This window comes from Rhodococcus sp. OAS809 (genome assembly GCF_040546695.1).
Classification (GTDB): Bacteria; Actinomycetota; Actinomycetes; order Mycobacteriales; family Mycobacteriaceae; genus Rhodococcus_F; species Rhodococcus_F qingshengii.
This window is the reverse complement of the sequence record NZ_JBEPOI010000002.1, coordinates 382,582-401,164: the sequence shown is the minus strand read 5'-3', so window position 1 is coordinate 401,164 and position 18,583 is coordinate 382,582. Positions and strand designations below refer to the sequence as shown.

Below are 18,583 nucleotides of genomic sequence, written 5' to 3'. Positions count from 1 at the left end.
ATCGCGATTCGGTGCGAGTACTGCGCCGACGCGTACTGGTGGCTTGTCTGGCTCGAGGATCTCGACGCCCGCGCCGACTTCGTGCGTCGGGTGTCATCGCGGCGCGGGATGCGGCGCCGAACGCAAAGCATCGAGGATCTGTTTGCCGAGCATGGTCACGTCACCGGCACCCATCGTGATGACGATGTCGCCGGGGTGAGCCAACGCCGCCACCTGCTTCGGCGCCTGTGACAGATCCGGTTGATAGTGAACAGGTTTCGTGACCGACTGAGCGACCAGCGCACCACTGACGCCCGGCATCGGCTCTTCGCGAGCGCCGTAGACATCGAGAACGACAACCTCGTCGGCCAAGTCCAGCGCCTGCGCGAACTCCTCGGCAAACGCGGCGGTGCGTGAATAGAGATGAGGTTGGAAGACCACGATCACGCGTCCGGCTGCCGAATTGGTCGACGACGAATCGTCCTCCGGTCGAACCAGATCCGCCGCCGCGCCGAGAACCGCACGAACTTCGGTCGGATGGTGGGCGTAGTCGTCGAACACCCGGACACCACGCTCGCGGCCGGTGAACTGGAACCGGCGGTGTACGCCACCGAATCCGGCGAGCCCCTCGACGATCTCCTCCGTCTCGGCGCCGGCGTCACGGGCAGCCAGTAGAGCCGCAAGTGCGTTGAGCGCCATGTGACGACCCGGCACTGCCATCCGCACGGTTCGCGCGGCGCTCTCGCCCGCCAGGTGGAACTGCAGGACTCCCCCGACGTCGTGCGCATGGAAGCCCAGTAGTCGGACTCCGACCTCGACACCGTCGACAGGCTCGAAGGCGGTGCCCGCCTCCACTTCCTGCGCGTCTGCCGATCCGTAACCGAGTACCCGGATGTCCGAACGGCCCGAGGCCACGATTCGCTTCGCGAGATCCGCCGATCCCGGGTCGTCGAGGCAAGCAATCAAGAGCCCACCCGGACGCAACTTGTCGACAAAATCGTCGAACACCTTCACATACGCTTCGACACTCCCGAAATAGTCGAGGTGATCGGCCTCGATGTTGGTCACGACGATCACGTTGGGGTCGTACTGCAGCAGCGACCCGTCACTCTCGTCCGCCTCCGCGACAAAGACGTCACCGCTGCCGTGATGGGCATTCGTTCCCGCTTCGTTGAGTTCGCCGCCAACGGCAAACGAAGGGTCGAAACCACAGTGCTGCAGGGCGACCACGAGCATCGACGTTGTCGACGTCTTGCCGTGTGTACCCGAAACCAGGAACGTGCGATTGCCCTGCATCAGTGATGCAAGGACAGCCGGACGAAGAATCACCGGGATTCCGCGGCGAGCGGCCTCGACGAGTTCCGGGTTGTCCTTCGGGATAGCCGCGTGCGTCGTGACGACGACGGTCGGACCACCCGGCAGCAGGTCGAGAGCATCGGCGTCGTGGCCGATCCGGACCTGCGCCCCGCGTGCACGGAGCGCCAGGACTCCTCGGCTCTCCTTGGCGTCCGAACCCGAGACGAGGCCCCCGCGGGAAAGCAGAATTCGAGCGATGCCGGACATACCGGCACCGCCGATTCCGACCATGTGTACTCGCTCGAGGTGGGCGGGCAGCGCGGTCATCGGTTTCCCCTTGCGTTTTCCTGGACGGCGTTTTCCTTTGCCGCAATGTCGAGCACGATCCGTGCGATCTCGGTTGCCGCGGTGCGGTGCCCGACGTTGGCAGCGCCACTGCTCATCTTGTCGAGGCGCGCGCTGTCGCTCAGCATCGGGACGACGGTACCGGCGACGAACGTCGGCGTGAGCTCGTTGTCGGAGACGATGATCGCACCGCCCGCTGCGACAACGGGTTTCGCGTTGAGTTCCTGCTCACCATTGCCGTGCGGCAACGGAACGTAGACGGCCGGTAGTCCGACCGCCGAGACCTCGGCGACCGTCATCGCGCCCGAACGACAGATAGTCGCGTCGGCTGCGGCATACGCGAGATCCATCCGCGAAAGATAAGGAACAGCCACATACGGTGCCGTCTCCGAGTACTGCGTGACTTCGAGAGAGTTCTTGGGTCCGTGTGCGTGAAGGACCGAGATCCCGGCCTTCGCCAGTTCTTCCGCTGCTCCGGACACCGCGTCATTGAGCGACTTCGCGCCTTGCGATCCGCCGAAGACGAGCAGAACGGGACCGTCCTGAGGTAGTCCGAAGTACTCGCGAGCTTGCGAGCGGAGTCCCGCTCGATCGAAATTGGCGATCGACGCGCGAACCGGGATGCCAACGATCTCGGCGTCCTGATCGCCGCGGTTCTTCACTCCGGAACCCGGAACAGCAGCAAGCACCCGCGTCGCCAGGCGAGCACCGATCTTGTTCGCGATGCCGGCACTGGCGTTCGCCTCGTGGATGACGATCGGAATCTTGCGGCGGCGCCGAAGAACACCACCACGTGCGGCAAGATACGCCGGAAGCGCGACGTAACCACCGAAACCGACGATCACGTCGGCGTCGACGGAATCGAGTACCTCACGGGTCTTGCGCACCGAGGCGAGGATGCGTGTCGGCAGCTTGACGAGATCCATCGTGGGCTTACGAGGAAGCGGAACCGGGGGAATGAGCTCGAGCGTGTACCCGCGAGCCGGCACCAAGGTGGTTTCGAGACCACGCGCCGTCCCGAGCGCAGTGATTCTGGTGTCGGGCGCAGCGGCCTTGACCGCGTCCGCGACAGCAAGTGCGGGTTCGATGTGACCAGCCGTGCCTCCCCCTGCCACCACTACCGACAGAGCCGATTTGTTGCCGCTCACCTACGAATTCCTCGCTCTCGAACTTCTCGTGGATCTTGTGCCCTACGTGTCGGCGCCTGCCGACGCTGACCATTCTGCCCTCCCGCGGTGCGCTTCCGTGACCCAGCGGCCGCACCTCGGTTGGAATCCGAGGAAGGGCGAGCACCTTGATCTGCCCGCTTGCGTCGATCGCCCGTCTCGATCGCGCGCCGGCCGTCGCGTCCGCGTGCCGGTTCGATCTGCCGTGCGGGCTTCGGTCGACGGATCGGCCGGCCCCCTGACGGCGGGTGGTACAGCACGGGCTTCGGCAGTCTGAGCAACTTCGAGATCTTGCCGTCCTGCCCGGAGTTCAGAGCGGCAACTGCTTCGGGCTCGTGGCGCGCTGCATTGGCGATGACACCGAACATGAACAATGTGATCGCCAAGGACGAACCGCCGGCGGAGACCAAGGGCAACTGGAGTCCGGTCACCGGCAGCAGTCCGATGACGTAACCGATGTTGATCATTGCCTGGCCGACGATCCAGGTAGTTGCAGTGGCCGACAGGAGCCGCCAGAACGGATCGATGCTGCGGGCTGCGATCCGCAATCCCGTGTAGACGAATACAGCGAACAAACCGATCACCACTGCGCAGCCGACAAATCCCAACTCTTCGCCGATGATCGCGAAGATGAAGTCGTTGTGCGCGTTGGGTAGGTAGTTCCACTTGGCGACGCTCTGACCGAGTCCGCGTCCGAAAAGGCCCCCGTCGGCGAGCGAATACAAAGCCTGCTTGGCCTGATAGTTGTTGCCCTGCAGGTCGTCGCTCTTGTTGAAGAAGGCTTGAACTCGATCGGAACGATAACCGGCCGTCATCGCCAGCACGCCCGCCACGACGACGCCCGTCACCGCGATCGAGCCGAAGAGCTTCAGTGGCAGCCCACCGAACCACAGCAGGGCCCCGACGATGATTCCCAATGCGATGGTCGTACTGAGGTTCGGTTGCGCGACGACCAGCGCGAAGACCAGCATTGCTGCGGGCACGAGCGGAATCAGGATCGACTTCACGGATCGGTCGTCCGGCCGCCGCGAAGCCAACAGATGGGCGCCCCAGATCGCCAACGCGACCTTCATGATTTCCGAGGGCTGCACCGAGAACCCGCCGACGTTGAACCAGCGACGCGCGCCCTGCGCTTCTGTGCCGATTCCCGGAATCAGGACGAGTACCAGCATGATCAGCACGACGACGAACAGCGGAAACGAATACTGCCGGAGCACTCTCGCCGGGATCCGCAGCGCGACGTAGAAGAGCACCGCCCCGAGAATCGCGAAAATCAGCTGCTGGGTGAACAACGAATATGCCGAGCCACCGGACACGTACTGCTCGACGCTCGACGCCGACAGAACCATCACGAGCCCCAAGACAGTCAACATCGTGGCAATCGTCACCACCAGGTGGAACGACGCCAACGGCCGCGCCAACCAGGCACCGATTCGGGTCTTGGGACCCTTGGTCATCGCAAGTTCCCGGCTTGGCCAGGCGAATCCGTGAACGGATCGGGTAATGCGGCTACGGCGGCGGCGAAGCTGTCACCACGATGTCCGTAGCTGGCGAACATGTCCAAGGACGCGGCGGCCGGGGCGAGTACAACTGCATCACCGGGGGACGCCAACTCGGCAGCTTCGACTACCACTGCGGCCATGACGGCATCCGCGTCGGCACCCGACGGCAGCCGGATGGTGAGAGTCGAGTTGCTGCTGTTTTCGCTCACCACTGCATCGTCCCCCGACATCACGTGCACCACGGGAACATCGGGCGCGTGTCGCGCGAGCGCGTCCTCGATCACACCAGCGTCACGCCCGAGAAGGACAGCGCCGGAGAGTCGAGGGCCAACTTCGCTCACCAATTGGTCGACGCTGGCTCCCTTGAGCAGACCGCCTGCAACCCAGACGACGCGATCGTGCGCGAGTATCGACGGTCGGGCTGCGTGCGGATTGGTGGCCTTGGAGTCGTCGATGTACACAACGGACCCGACACGGCCGACCAGCGCCCCTCGGTGTGGGCCGACCTTGTGTGCGGCCAGACCGCGTTCGACGACGTCTGCCTCGAATCCGAGTGCCCGCGCCAACGCGGCGGCGGCCAGCGCGTCCATGACGCCTGCCGGGCCGGCGGGATCTATCGACGCTGCTTCGGCCAAGCGGACGTGATCGCCGAATGCGTTGTCCACGAGGTGTCCCGCTTCGACACCCAGTTCCCCTTCGCCCGGTTCACCCAATCTGAACCCGGTGACAATGTCTGCAGTTGCGCGAGTTCCCAGTTCGGAAGCGATCGCGTCATCGAGGCCGACCATCGCGACCTTTCCGCTCAGCGCCCGCGACTTGGCCTCGGCGTACGCGCTCATTCCGCCGTGCCAGTCGAGGTGATCCTCGGCGACGTTGAGGACCACGCCGGCATCCGGACGCACCGAAGGCGCCCAGTGCAATTGGAAGGACGACAGTTCGACAGCGAGGTACTCCACGCGCGGCGACGTCTCGGCGAGTGCGTCGAGTATCGGCAGCCCGATGTTTCCGCAGGCTCGGCCGACAACTCCAGCGGCGTCGAGAATCGAGGCCAGCATCGACGTCGTCGTGGTCTTTCCGTTCGTCCCCGTCACGACGAGCCATTTACGGGGTGTGCCGAAGTGCCCGCTGTGGTCGACGCGCCAGGAGAACTCGACGTCTCCCCAGATGGGAATCCCGTGACCGGCGGCGGCTGCAAGGATCGGTGCATCCGGCCGAAAGCCCGGACTGGTGACGACGAGCCCGTACTCGGTGATCGAATCCGGAGCATCCTCGATCGAGGTGGTGGTCACCATGTCCGCGCCGAGCTCCGCGCAGCGCTCCGCGAAGTCCAAGGTCGAATCGGCGACCGTCACGACAGCACCGAGGGCGACGAGAGGCTCGATAGTCGCTTGACCGGACACCCTCCCTCCGGCGACCAGCACGCGCGTACCGCGAAGCCAGGACAGATCATTCTCGGAAGCCGCTGAGCTGGTCATGGTTTTCAGCCTCCGAGCGCTGCGAGGTATTCGCTGTAGAAGAGTGCCAATCCGATAGCCGACGCAATAGCTGCCAACAACCAGAATCTGATGATCACCGTGGTTTCAGCCCACCCGGCAAGTTCGAAGTGGTGATGGAACGGCGCCATTCGGAAGACCCGCCGTCGGCTGGACCGGAACACCGCTACCTGGATCACCACCGACGCGGCCTCCGCGACGAACAGTGCACCGATGACCACCATCAACAGTTCCGTGCTGGTGGTGATCGACAATCCGGCGAGCATGCCGCCGAGGGCAAGAGAACCGGTGTCGCCCATGAAGATCTTGGCGGGTGCGGCATTCCACCAGAGGAAACCGATGCACGCGCCGGCGCCGGCCGCGCAGAGCACCGCGAGATCGAGCGGGTCTCGGACGTCGTAGCAACCCTTACCGGGATTCGTCTCGCACGAGTAGCGGAACTGCCAGAACGTGATGATGACGTAGGCGCCGAGAACGAAACTCATCGCTCCGGCGGCCAATCCGTCGAGGCCGTCGGTCAGGTTGACGGCATTGGACCAGGCGCTGACCAGTAGGTAGCAGAAGGCGATGAAGACCACGGAACCGAGTGAGACGGTGGCGATGTCGCGGACGTACGACAGATGAACACTGCCCGGAGTCAGCCCGTCGTCACCGCGGAACTGAAGGGCCAGGATTCCGAAGGCAATGGCAGCGACGAACTGGCCGACCAGCTTCGCTGTCTTGTTCAGTCCCAGATTGCGCTGCTTGCGGATCTTGATGAAGTCGTCGAGGAAACCGACTCCACCGAGCGCGGTGGTCAGACCGAGAACGAGTAGGCCGGACGCCGACGGTCCCTCCGCGTTGTCCATGCCGAGACCGATGAGGTGTGAGCCGAGATAGCCGGCCCAGATTCCGGTCAGGATCGCGACGCCGCCCATCGTGGGAGTGCCGCGCTTGGCCTGGTGACTGGCTGGACCTTCGGTTCGGATCTCCTGCCCGAAACCTTGTTTCGAGAACGCCTTGATCAGGATCGGCGTGAGCATGATGGAGACCGCCAGCGCGATGCCTGCGGCGAGAAGAATCTGGATCACTGCGAATCCCCGCCGTTCTCGCCATCGGTGTTCTCGCTGTCGGTGTTCTCGCTGTCGGTGTTGGGCGTTGCAGCCAGTATCGCTTCGGCGACCGTCCACAGTTCCACCGACTTGGACGCCTTCACCAGGACGAGATCGCCCGGTTCGAGTTCCGCTTCAAGAATGGCGATTGCCGCAGCTGCGTCGGGCACGACGACGGACTCGTCACCCCACGACCCCTCCATCACCGCACCTTGATGCATCGCACGCGAGGTGCGGCCCGTCCCGACGACGATCAACTTGCTGACATCGAGTCTGACGGCCAGGCGACCGATCGCGTCGTGCTCGACAACTGATTCCGGTCCGAGCTCACCCATCTCTCCGAGCACAGCCCAGCTACGGCGACCGAAGTGCCGATCCGATCGCGCCATGGACACCAACGCTTTGAGGGCGGCTCGCATGGAATCGGGATTGGCGTTGTAACTGTCGTTGACGACGGTGACGCCGTCGGCGCGCTCGGTGACTTCCATCCGCCTCGCGGACGCTGCCTTCGTGCCCTCGAGGACACGCGCGATGTCTGCAACCGCGAGGCCGTTCTCGAGTGCGACGGCCGCCGCGGCCAGGGCGTTGCTCACGTGGTGTTCGCCGTGAACGGCCAGGCGAATACGTGCAGAACCCTGTGAACAGTTCAGTGTGAAGGAAGCCCTGGCCTGGTCGTCGACAACCACGTCGGTCGCCCGAACGTCGCAGTCTTCGGACTGACCGACGAATACGATCCGGGCCTTGGTTCGACTCGCCATTGCGGCGACCATGCGGTCGTCGGCGTTGAGGACCGCAACTCCACCGTCGGCTGCCGACGGGAGTGCTTCCACCAGTTCACCTTTGGCGACCGCGATCGCTTCACGCGAACCGAACTCACCGAGATGGGCAGTGCCCACATTGAGAACTACGCCGATCTTCGGCGGCGCGATCTTCGTCAGTTCGCCGACATGACCGACCCCACGGGCCGACATCTCGAGAACGAGGAAGCGGGTCCTCTCGTCGGCGCGGAGCACTGTCCACGGCAGACCTAATTCGTTGTTGAACGACCCGGGGGGCGCAACCACCTCGCCGCACTCGCGCAGCAGCGCTGCTATCAGATCCTTGGTCGAGGTCTTGCCGGCAGAACCAGTGACACCGACCAGCGTCAGTCCACCATCGGTCGGTGCGCCGTTAGTTGCCAGTTCGTCGACGACTGCTCGGGCCAGAAGGCCGAGGGCATGCAGGACCGCGGCTCCGGACCCGTCGGTGTCGTGTTCGAGCAGCATCACTGCACTGGGACCGTCGTTCGGCACCGATGGAACGACGATTGCCGGAACTCCGACCGGCCGCGCCGCGAGCACCGCCACAGCGCCCGCTGCCACCGCCGCTTCCGCGTGATCATGACCGTCGACACGCGCTCCGGGTAGGGCGAGGAAGAGCCCACCGGGAGCTACTTTGCGCGAATCGAATTCGACGGTTCCAGTCACCTGCGTCGACGAATCGTCGACGTCCTGCAGGGTTCCTCCGACGATCTCGGCGATCCGAGAGAGCGTCATCGGGATCATTGCTTGCCTCCATGTGCTGTGTTGATCGCGAATCGGCCGATCATTTCGCCCAACACCTCGCGGTCGTCGAACGGGTGTTTGACCCCGTCGATTTCTTGACCTACTTCGTGGCCTTTGCCTGCCACCAGGACGACATCTCCTGGCTGTGCCCACCGGACTGCTTGCTCGATCGCGGCGGCCCGGTCCCCCACTTCGCGAACCTCGCCGCGTTCGGATTCGGGCACGTCCATGGCGCCTTGCATCACCGAAGCGCGAATCTTCGCCGGATCCTCGGTGCGTGGGTTGTCGTCGGTGACGATCAGCAGGTCTGCGCCTCGCGCACCCGCTTCACCCATGAGTGCCCGTTTGCCGGCGTCGCGGTCACCGCCCGCACCGACCACCACGGCCACTCGGCCGGGAACCTGGTTGCGCAGCGTGGCGATCACGGCTTCGAGCGCTGCCGGCTTGTGGGCGTAGTCGACCACGGCGAGAAAGCTCTGCCCCCGGTCGATCCGCTGAACTCGCCCCGGGACGTCCACGGTCCCGAGCGCTCGAACAGCCGCGTCCGGGTCGAGTCCCGCAGCAAAACTGACGGTCAACGCCAGCGCAGCGTTGGCCACGTTGTATCGCCCGGGGAGACGAAGTGAGACTGGCCACGACTGTCCATCCGGCCCGACCAACTCGAAGGTCTGCGAGCCGTCCTCGGCAACCTCGACTGCGCCGACCGTCCACTCGGCCTCGGCCGTCGAGGTCGAGACCGTGGTCACCGCGTCGCTCTCGTCGGTCGCGGCCAACTCGGCCATCCGTCGACCCCACACGTCGTCGACGCAGACGACGGCATGCTCGGCTCGCACCGTCGACTCAGGATCGAACAACCGAGCCTTGGCCTGGAAGTACTCCTCGAAGTCCCGATGGAAATCCAGGTGGTCCTGCGAAAGATTGGTGAACGCGCCGATGTCGAAGCGGATGCCGTCGACGCGTCCGAGAGCAAGAGCGTGACTGGAGACCTCCATGACGACGGTATCGATCCCCTGCTCTGCCATCACGGCGAACAGAGCATGCAGTTGCGGAGCTTCCGGCGTGGTCAGAGCGCTGGGCACCCGGCGGCCGTCGATTCGAGTCTCGATGGTCCCGACCAGGCCGGGCTTGCGGCCGGCTCCGGCAATCGCAGCTTCGAGCAAGTACGACGTCGTGGTCTTGCCCGATGTACCGGTAATGCCGACGACCTGCATCTTCTCCGAGGGCCGGCCGTAGATTTCCGCGGAGATCTCACCGAGCACATCCCGCGGGTTCGGATGAACGAGAACTGGGACGGACCGGTCAGGCGGCTTGTCCGCGGCCTCGATCAGTTCGAGGCCGGCCTCGTCGGTCAAGATCGCGGTCGCACCGCGCCCCAGAGCGTCGACGGCGAACTGAGCGCCATGGGTCCGTGCACCGGGCAGAGCGGCGAAGAGGTCATCGGTCACGATTCCCTGCGCACGCAGGTCGACGCCCTTGACGACGACCTCCGAGGACTGTGATCCCGGTTGCCCCACCCATTCGAGGCGAGCCCCGGACAGTTCGGAGAGCGCCGTGATCGCGGTAGCAACCGGTTGTGTCGGACGCGTCCCGGGAGCGCCGTCCGAGTTCGACGATTGCAAACGATTCGGCACTGTCACTCGACTCCTGGCAATTGTCGTTGTTCTATCGCGGTCGTTGTCTATGGCGGTCGTTGTCTATGGCGGTCGCAACGCAAGCAAAGTTCGGCGCACTGCGATGAATGAGGTTACTGCGACGTTTGAGATTACCGTGTCCGGGATTCACCCGAAGACCGTGTCGAAACCGACACACCGCAATCAGTCCGCCTGCAACACCAACTTGCGACCGGGGTCCGGCGACATCGGGACACTGTCACGCTGGAGCATCCACGACGCGATGTTGTGGAACAACGGTGCCGCCGACTGACCGCCGCCGCCGTCCACGCCGCGAACCGGTGCGTCGAGCATGATTCCGATCACGAATCGAGGATTGTCCGCAGGCGCGATTCCCGCGAAGGTGATCCAGTAGTTGGAGTTGGAGTAGCACTTGCACGCGGGATCCACCTGCTGCGCGGTCCCGGTCTTTCCACTGACCTGGTATCCCTCGACGCCCGCGGCAACACCGGTTCCTCGTTGGTTGCCGGTGTCTTCCTGAGTGACCGACCGGAACATGTCCCGAACGGTCGCCGCTGTCTGGGCGCTGACCACCTCGACGCCCTCGGGCTGCGGCGTCTCGGTCCGCGTGCCGGAATAATCGACAGTCGACTTCACGATCCGCGGAGGAATTCGCACGCCGTCGTTGGCAATGGCCTGGTACATCCCGGTCATCTGCAGGGTTGTCATCGAGAGACCCTGCCCGATCGGCAGGTTCGCGAAGGTTCCGCCCGACCACTGGTCGCGACTCGGAACGCTGCCCGCGCTCTCGCCGGGAAGTCCGACGTCGGTGCGTTGTCCGAGGCCGAACCTGTTCAGCATGTCTGCGTAGCGATCCTCGCCCACTCGCTGAGCGAGCATCAAGGTGCCGACGTTCGAGGACTTTCCGAACACACCGGTAGAGGTGTACGGGGCCACACCGTGATCCCACGCGTCCTTGACTGTGGCACCGGACATCGTGATGCTGCCCGGGACCTGCAGAACTTCGTCCGGAGTTGTCTTACCGTCCTCGATGGCCGCTGCTGCGGTGACGATCTTGTTCACCGATCCGGGCTCGAACGGCGTACTGACCGACGGATTGCCCATTTCGGCTGTCGGCGCGTTCTTGTCGATGCCGATTGCGGGGTTGAAGGTGCTGTCGTTGGACATGGCCAACACCTGTCCCGTCTTGGAGTCCATGACCACAACCGAAGCGTTCTTTGCGCCCGACTTGTCCTTGGCGATCTGGACCTGCTGCTGAACGTAGAACTGGAGGTCCGAATCGATGGTCAGCTCGACACCCGAACCGTTGACTGCCGGTTGCTTGTCACGCCAGCTACCGGGGATCACAGCGCCGTCGGAACCGCGGTCATACGTTTCGGATCCATCGGTTCCGGCGAGCGTGGAGTCCATCGAATCTTCGAGACCGAGCAAACCGTGCCCGTCCCAGCCGGTCGCGCCGACGAGATTCGCGGCCAGAGAGCCACCGGGGTACTCGCGGATGTCCTGACGCTCGAGGCCGACCTCCCGGAACTTGTCCGAGATCTCGGCAGCAACCGCCGGATCCACGCTGCGCGCGAGGTACGTGAAAGTCTCGTTGCTGTTCATCTTCTGAAGCAGATCTTTTTCCGGAACGGTATCGCCGAGCTTGGCGTGGATTCCGGCGGCGATCTCGGCGAGGCGATCGCTCACTTCCGGCGCCTGCTTGTCACCCTCGGCGCCCTGCTCGATGCTCTTGGCGCGCGCTTCCTCGAGTTCCTTGCGTACCCGCACCGGCTGGAAAGTCAGCGCCTTGGCTTCCATGGTGAAGGCGAGGGGGTTTCCGTTGCGATCGGTTATCGAGCCACGTACAGCCGGATCGACCTGGGTCGTGGTTCGTTGATTGGCAGATTCCGCAGCCAGACTCGGCGCGTCGATTCCCTGAATCCACAAGAGCTGCAATGCCGCAACGGCGAGCGCACCACACATGGTGATACGACCGACTCGCTGACGAAACGGAAATGAGGCGGTGGCCGAGCGGCGCGGACGCCGACCGGGGTTGTTACGGGAGTTCTGACTCACCGACGTTCCTCAGGCGGAGCAGGCACCGCCGTCGTGGTGGCGGGTGCTGTCGTCGTGGGGATCACAGGAACCAATTGTTCACTCTGCGCGAGGTTTCGCGTGTTATTCGGAACGCTCGGCGTGGCTCCGGGAGCAACCGGCGTTGTGGTGCGCGGGGGTGTCGCAGTCGGTGCGGGCACCGATGTGGGCGCATCGAGCGGAGGCATAGCTCCGGCAGTCGCGGGAGTCGGCGTTCCGACGACCTCGACCGAACCGTCCGGATGAACTACCAGTCGTGCAGGGTCCTTGGCGGGGACCATGCCGAGAGCGCTTGCCTGATTTGCCAACTCCGGAGCCGAGTTACGCGACTGGAAGTCACGTTCGAGCGCTGCTTTCTGCTCGACCAAAGACTGGTTGTATGCACGTGCATCACTGAGTTGGTACGAATCCTCGGCAGCGCGAGTGGTCAGCAGCAGAGTCACCGCGAGACCGATGGACAGAAGTCCGATGACGGAGGCGACGAACGGCACTCTCCCCTTGAGCATCGCCCGAGGAGAGATAGACGGGCCGGCAGCAGCGACAGTTCCGGTCCGGCCTGCCGCCCGTGCGGTGCGCTTGTCGTATGCACGTTGCGCTGCACCGGATTTGCCCTGACGACTCATGCCCGCCTCCTGGAAATGCGTTCTGCGGCACGCAAACGCACCGGAGCTGATCGTGGGTTCTCTTCGATTTCCTGCTCTGACGCACGTTCTGCGCCACGGGTGAGAATGCGGAACTCCGGTCCCATACCCGGCAACTCGACCGGTAGTCCTTCAGGACTGGTGGACTTCGAGCGGGGAACCAACTCCGCCTTCACAACTCGATCCTCGAGCGACTGGTAGGACATGAACACCACTCGCCCACCGACTGCCAGTGCGTCGAGCCCGGCAGGAACGGCTGCACGAAGCGAATCCAACTCGGCATTGACTTCGATCCGCAGCGCTTGGAAGGTGCGCTTGGCCGGGTGTCCCCCCGTACGCCGCGTGGCTGCCGGGATTGTTCGGTACAGCAATTCGACCAGAGCTGCACTGGTGGTGAAGGGTTCACGCTCACGCTGCCGAAGGATCTCGGACGCAATCTTTCCCGCGAACCGTTCTTCGCCGTACGTGCTCAGAATGCGAGCAAGGTCGCCGTGACTGTAGGTGTTCAGGACCTCTGCCGCGGTCAGCCCGACCGTCTGATCCATCCGCATGTCGAGAGGAGCGTCGATCGAGTACGCAAAACCTCGGTCGGCTTCGTCCAACTGCATCGACGACACACCCAGATCGAAAAGGATCGCGTGAACCGACTCCGTCGACGGCAGACCTGCCTGTTCGAGCGCGTCCTCGATCCCGTCGTACGTGGTGTGCACGAACGTCGTTCGGTCCGCGAATGGCGCCAGACGCTCGGAAGCGATCCGGAGTGCGTTGGTGTCGCGATCGAGACCGATGAGGTGAAGGCCCGGGTACTTGCCCAGGAAGAATTCGGAGTGGCCACCGAGCCCCAACGTCGCATCGATCATGTATGCGCCCGCTCCACCGTCACCGACGGCGGTGATGGCAGGGCCGAGAAGATCGTCGGCGCGGTGCAGAAGTACAGGGACGTGCGCGAAGCCATCGGCATCCGAGGGTTCGTTCACCTCGTGATCCACCATGATTGCTCCGGCTCCTACTTTCATGATTTCCGATGACTTTTCGAAAAGGTGCTGACTTTCCGAGAAGGCGATGACTGTTCGAGAAGGCGAATGCTTCGAGGTCCCTGCCCGAAGGAGAACCTGGCGCTGGGGAAGTGCGTCAGGGTCTTTCCGGGCAGAGGCCTCGCGGCATTCGCCGGGGGCTCTTCGCCTAGACGATCTCGCTGAGAGATTCGCCTGTTGCCTGCGAATAGTCCTCTTCGTTGTCTCCGAGATACCTCTCCCAGGCTGCTAGATCCCAGATCTCGAGGTAATCGACGGAGCCGGTCACTACGCATTCCTTGGACAGGTTTGCGTAACGCCGATGATCAGCCGAGAGGGTGATTCGCCCCTGGGCATCGGCGTGCTGTTCATCTGTGCCGGCGGCCAGAGCACGGACATACGCCCGAGCTGCCGGATCATTGCGTGGAGCTGCCGCTGCCTTTCGAGCAAGCTTGACGAACTCGTCCCGGGGGTAGATGGCGAGGCTGTGATCCTGACTCTTGGTGATCATCAATCCTCCTGCCAGTTCGTCTCGGAACTTTGCCGGCAACGTGAGCCGACCTTTGTCGTCGAGCTTCGGCGTGAAGGTACCGAGGAACACTCGACACCTCCTGCGAGCTTGCGCTGAAACCCTCCCTATCGAGCGGATCGTGCTTCAGCTCTCCGCCCGAACCCACAGTACCCCACTTTCCCCCACAAACAAGGAGCACATGGTCCCTATTCAGCATCATTTGCTGATAAATAGCAGGTCAGCGCAGGTGGGGAGACGTGGGGGAAATTTGCAACCGTGTCCCGGCCCACACCGCCGTCAGATCGACACTTTACGCCACGATCTGTTGCTCCCCCACACAAAATCGCAGTACAAGCGCGGTTTTCGAATAGACGTGAGCGGGACGAGGTCTGGTCGTGCGTTGCAGTTCGACCAGGGTGGAGGAAAGTGGAGGGCCGAGTGGAGCGAAGTGGAGGAAGCCCGCGGGCATGCCCTGAGGCAGCAGGAGTGGCGAGTGATTCGCTCGCACGTCACTGATTCACTCGATGGATTGCCGGCGCACACGTACAACACCCACAGCAACGGCGTGTGGCGGTCGGCAACCTTGGTTGCCGACCGCCACACGTGTGGTCGTCCGTGCCCTGAAGAGGGCGTCACGTCCGAACTGCATCACTCTCGAAGTACGCCCGAAGAAGGGCGGGAGAGCTAGTCCTGCTCGAACCTGCGTTTGAATCGATCTTCCATCCGCGACGAGAATCCGCCGCCGGACTTCCGGCCGCGTCCCCGCCCGGATCCGCCGGCACTACCCCTACCCGGCGGACCGGAGGGATGATTGCCACCTTCGGAAGCGGAGTCGGCGGCCGGCGCAGACTTACGTCCACCACCCCAGAGGAACAACACCCCTGCGCCGAACATGAACAAGAAACCGAACAGGCTGATGATCGGAAAACCGCCCGGCTTGAGCGGGAGTGCAACCCCCGCGATCAGCAGGACCAGACCCAGCACGAATAGAGCCGCTGCTTGGAACCGCCGTCTACTCGACGGCGCCCGCATACGGCCGCCCCTCACATTGGAGGCGAACTTGGGGTCTTCGGCATAGAGAGCGCTCTCGATCTGATCGAGCATGCGCTGCTCGTGCTCGGAGAGTGGCACGGTACCTCCCCCGGCACTGGAAGTTTGGCAACCACCCCACGGTGTGAGGCGGCGGGTAATCAAGTTGGACGATTACCTGTTTTCATAATACGAGCAGTTTAGGTCTCGGACCACCAACTCCGGGTACGAGTTCCGCCACAAGCGTACGTATTCGTGTCGAAGGGCCCCGATTCGGCTCCATTTGCCTGTGCGGACCAGGAAATTCCCCGGAAACAACTGCCGACACGGACCATTTGTTCACGACGCTCGCAAATGCTCGGACGCGTCCTGACCGATGAAATCTTCGACCGCCGTGAGAAAACGGCCGACCTCGGCGAAGAATGCGTCGGAATCGGAGTCCGTGATCACGATCGACACGCCGGTTTCCACGGCCGCACGCGTAGAGGACCACCCTGCGAAGAACTTCGACCACGCTCCGAACGCGGGCGCTGCGGCGTCCATCAGAACCCACGCGTTTCCGCTTCGCTTGCGCTTCGAGCCGGCACCGGCAGGAGCTGCGGCCAACACTGCCCCGGCACCACGTAGGGCCGCCAGGTAGGCACACCGGAACCGGTCGGCAGGATCGCCCGCCCCAATCGCTTCCTCGAGAAGCGCATCCGCCTTCCGGAGCAGCCCCCACGCCACACCGGACTTTCCCACTCGAGCAGTGCGGTCGCTGGCGTCCCTCGCGCCGAAGGACCGCCTCGCCGACATCGGCAATCGAGAAATTGCGGCATCCGACGGACTCGACAACTCGGCAGGAAGAGTTCGTTGGCACTTCACACGTTCAGGCTTCACACGCTCGGACATCGGGGCACCTCCTGCACCGTGAGGATCCAAGACCAGGTGGGCCGGAGATGCCCGCTTCCCTTCGGGCATCTCCGGATCACCCACATCGAACATCTGTTCGACCTATTCAATATAACTGCACCCACCGACACGCCGTCAAGAGAAGAGGTGAGACCGGTCGACCCGCAGATCGCCTGGACACCACATACGGTCGACCTCGATCGCGCAGAATTCGCGAGTCGACTCCACGAGGCACTGGCCGTGTACGTCACCGCGATGGACTATCCGCGAGGAACCGAGTTCCATCGCGCACCGATGTGGCAGGAGCACGCGAACCGGCCTGGCTGGAAGGCAGTCGGCGCATTGGCGGTTCCTCAGCAACCGTCACACGAAAATCTGCCGCTGGTGGGGATCGCTTACGGGTATCGCGGGAGCCCGGACCAGTGGTGGCATCAACAGGTACTGCACGGGCTTCGGCGCTCGGGTCGTCCCCAGAGCGAGATCGACGCGATTCTGAGCGACTACTTCGAACTCACCGAACTTCACGTGCATCCGAACGGACAAGGTCACCGGTTGGGCGAATCGCTCTTGCGCCACCTCCTCGTCGATCGACCCGAACGCAGTGTTCTGTTGTCGACACCCGAGGTGTACGACGAGGACAACCGAGCCTGGCGGCTGTACCGTCGCCTCGGCTTTCGTGACGTGCTCCGCAGATTTCGTTTTGCCGGCGACAACCGGCCGTTCGCAGTCCTCGGCCGTGGACTGCCGCTGTGAGCGCGCTTCTCGACGCCGTCGTCGTCGGCTCCGGACACAACGCGCTCGTATCGGCCGCCTACCTCGCACGCGAGGGTTGGTCGGTCGAGGTTCTGGAGAAGGACACGGTTCTCGGCGGCGCCGTCTCGACCGTCGAGCGATTTCCCGGATACAAGGTGGACCGGGGGTCGTCGGCACACCTCATGATCCGACACAGCGGCATCATCGAGGAACTCGGACTCGGCGCGCACGGACTGCGCTACATCGACTGTGACCCGTGGGCGTTCGCGCCGCCCGCCCCGGGCACCGACGGGCCGGGCATCGCGTTTCACCGCGACCTCGACGCAACCTGCTGGTCCATCGAACGAGCATGCGGGACAAAGGACGCCGACTCCTACCGGCGATTCGTCGCGGTCTGGTCGGAGCGCAGTCGACATGTCATGAAAGCGTTTTCCGCACCGCCCACCGGATCGAACCTGATCGGTGCGTTCGGAGGTCTCGCCACCGCACGCGGCAACAGCGAACTGTCTCGGCAGTTCCTCGCGCCTGGCGACGCACTGCTCGACGAGTATTTCGACAGTGAGGCACTCAAAGCAGCGCTTGCGTGGTTCGGCGCCCAGTCCGGGCCTGCGATGTCGGAACCGGGAACCGCTCCGATGGTCGGCTTCGCGGCCCTCATGCACATCTTGCCGCCAGGGCGAGCAGTCGGTGGAAGCGGCGCACTGAGTGCTGCGTTGGCCTCCCGGATGGCTGTCGACGGCGCCACGGTCGCGCTCGGTGACGGCGTGACGTCGATCCGTCGAAACTCGAGTCACTGGACCGCCACAACCGAGAGCGGTCGAGAAGTTCACGCTCGCAAGGTAATCGCCGGGTGCCACATCCTGACCACGCTCGACCTCCTGGGCCGAGGGGGCTTCGACCGAACCACGCTCGATCACTGGCGGCGGAAAATCAGGGTCGGCCCCGGCATCGGCGCGGTACTTCGACTGGCGACATCCGCGCTTCCGTCGTACCGCGGCGACGCCACGACACGGGAAAGTACCTCGGGATTGCAATTACTCGTCTCCGATCGCGCACACTTGCGCACGGCACACGGCGCAGCACTGGCGGGGGAACTTCCTCCTCGCCCTGCGGTTCTCGGAATGAGTTTCAGCGGAATCGATCCCACGATCGCCCCGGCCGGGCGGCATCAGGTGACACTGTGGTCGCAGTGGCAGCCGTATCGCCTCAGCGGACATCGCGATTGGGCATCGGTCGCCGAGGCGGAGGCCGACCGGATCGTCGGCGAGATGGAGGCTTTCGCACCCGGGTTCGCCGATTCCGTCCTCGACCGATTCATTCAGACTCCCCGGGACATCGAGTCGGAATTGGGGATGATCGGCGGAAATGTCATGCACGTCGAGATGTCACTCGATCAGATGATGTTGTGGCGACCGCTTCCGGAACTGTCCGGCCATCGCGTTCCGGGAGCAGACGGGTTGTATCTGACCGGAGCATCGACTCATCCCGGTGGCGGTGTGTCCGGAGCCAGCGGTCGCAGTGCGGCTCGAATCGCACTGTCGGACAGCCGCCAGGGCGCGACTCGTCGTTGGATGCGTCGTTCGAGCAGGTCGTGAAGGTCACCCGCCGAACTTCACCCGCCG

General features: G+C 63.9%; 15 protein-coding genes. 2 read left to right on the top strand and 13 right to left on the bottom strand.

All coding sequences use genetic code 11. The annotated features are described in order from the left end of the window. Positions 1-93: 93 nt before the first annotated feature. The 13 genes from murC to ABIE52_RS04990 all read right to left on the bottom strand — a co-directional run bounded on the left by murC (position 94) and on the right by ABIE52_RS04990 (position 16,208). Positions 94-1,602, bottom strand: coding sequence for a UDP-N-acetylmuramate--L-alanine ligase (murC, locus tag ABIE52_RS05050; RefSeq protein ID WP_030537033.1), 1,509 nt, complete (start codon positions 1,600-1,602; stop codon positions 94-96). Continuing rightward, positions 1,599-2,768, bottom strand: a complete 1,170-nt coding sequence (gene murG, locus ABIE52_RS05045) for an undecaprenyldiphospho-muramoylpentapeptide beta-N-acetylglucosaminyltransferase (RefSeq protein WP_003941767.1) — start codon at positions 2,766-2,768, stop codon at positions 1,599-1,601. Before murG ends, murC begins: the two co-directional genes overlap by 4 nt. Further along, positions 2,765-4,243: a putative lipid II flippase FtsW gene (ftsW, locus tag ABIE52_RS05040; protein ID WP_007730088.1), complete on the bottom strand. Its 1,479-nt coding sequence runs from the start codon at positions 4,241-4,243 to the stop codon at positions 2,765-2,767. Before ftsW ends, murG begins: the two co-directional genes overlap by 4 nt. Further along, positions 4,240-5,763, bottom strand: a complete 1,524-nt coding sequence (gene murD, locus ABIE52_RS05035; protein ID WP_192712920.1) for a UDP-N-acetylmuramoyl-L-alanine--D-glutamate ligase — start codon at positions 5,761-5,763, stop codon at positions 4,240-4,242. The genes ftsW and murD overlap by 4 nt, the downstream gene beginning before the upstream one ends. Before the next feature lie 5 nt (positions 5,764-5,768). Then, complete coding sequence (gene mraY / locus ABIE52_RS05030) at positions 5,769-6,851, bottom strand: phospho-N-acetylmuramoyl-pentapeptide-transferase (protein ID WP_003941699.1); 1,083 nt, start codon at positions 6,849-6,851, stop codon at positions 5,769-5,771. Further along, on the bottom strand, positions 6,848-8,416 hold the full coding sequence (locus ABIE52_RS05025) for a UDP-N-acetylmuramoyl-tripeptide--D-alanyl-D-alanine ligase (protein ID WP_192712919.1): 1,569 nt from the start codon (positions 8,414-8,416) through the stop codon (positions 6,848-6,850). Before ABIE52_RS05025 ends, mraY begins: the two co-directional genes overlap by 4 nt. Then, complete coding sequence (locus tag ABIE52_RS05020; RefSeq protein WP_192712933.1) at positions 8,413-10,047, bottom strand: UDP-N-acetylmuramoyl-L-alanyl-D-glutamate--2,6-diaminopimelate ligase; 1,635 nt, start codon at positions 10,045-10,047, stop codon at positions 8,413-8,415. Before ABIE52_RS05020 ends, ABIE52_RS05025 begins: the two co-directional genes overlap by 4 nt. 183 nt (positions 10,048-10,230) lie before the next feature. Further along, complete coding sequence (locus ABIE52_RS05015) at positions 10,231-12,105, bottom strand: peptidoglycan D,D-transpeptidase FtsI family protein (RefSeq protein ID WP_192712918.1); 1,875 nt, start codon at positions 12,103-12,105, stop codon at positions 10,231-10,233. After that, on the bottom strand, positions 12,102-12,746 hold the full coding sequence (ftsL, locus tag ABIE52_RS05010; RefSeq protein WP_003941715.1) for a cell division protein FtsL: 645 nt from the start codon (positions 12,744-12,746) through the stop codon (positions 12,102-12,104). The genes ABIE52_RS05015 and ftsL overlap by 4 nt, the downstream gene beginning before the upstream one ends. Beyond that, on the bottom strand, positions 12,743-13,756 hold the full coding sequence (gene rsmH, locus ABIE52_RS05005) for a 16S rRNA (cytosine(1402)-N(4))-methyltransferase RsmH (RefSeq protein WP_007730079.1): 1,014 nt from the start codon (positions 13,754-13,756) through the stop codon (positions 12,743-12,745). The genes ftsL and rsmH overlap by 4 nt, the downstream gene beginning before the upstream one ends. A 190-nt stretch (positions 13,757-13,946) precedes the next feature. Further along, positions 13,947-14,378 (bottom strand): division/cell wall cluster transcriptional repressor MraZ, encoded by a 432-nt coding sequence (mraZ, locus tag ABIE52_RS05000; RefSeq protein WP_003941779.1) that lies wholly within the window; start codon positions 14,376-14,378, stop codon positions 13,947-13,949. A gap of 594 nt (positions 14,379-14,972) precedes the next feature. Further along, a complete protein-coding gene (locus ABIE52_RS04995) occupies positions 14,973-15,419 on the bottom strand; it encodes an SCO2097 family morphological protein (RefSeq protein ID WP_003941660.1) in 447 nt (148 codons plus the stop codon). A gap of 237 nt (positions 15,420-15,656) precedes the next feature. Next, positions 15,657-16,208 (bottom strand): SAV_6107 family HEPN domain-containing protein, encoded by a 552-nt coding sequence (locus ABIE52_RS04990; protein ID WP_223304500.1) that lies wholly within the window; start codon positions 16,206-16,208, stop codon positions 15,657-15,659. Positions 16,209-16,355: 147 nt separating this feature from the next. Between ABIE52_RS04990 and ABIE52_RS04985 the strand changes: the two genes are divergently transcribed. Together ABIE52_RS04985 and ABIE52_RS04980 are read left to right on the top strand one after the other, a co-directional pair. Next, positions 16,356-16,961, top strand: a complete 606-nt coding sequence (locus ABIE52_RS04985; protein ID WP_003941672.1) for a GNAT family N-acetyltransferase — start codon at positions 16,356-16,358, stop codon at positions 16,959-16,961. Next, positions 16,958-18,556, top strand: a complete 1,599-nt coding sequence (locus ABIE52_RS04980; protein WP_007730076.1) for a phytoene desaturase family protein — start codon at positions 16,958-16,960, stop codon at positions 18,554-18,556. The genes ABIE52_RS04985 and ABIE52_RS04980 overlap by 4 nt, the downstream gene beginning before the upstream one ends. Positions 18,557-18,583 lie beyond the last annotated feature (27 nt).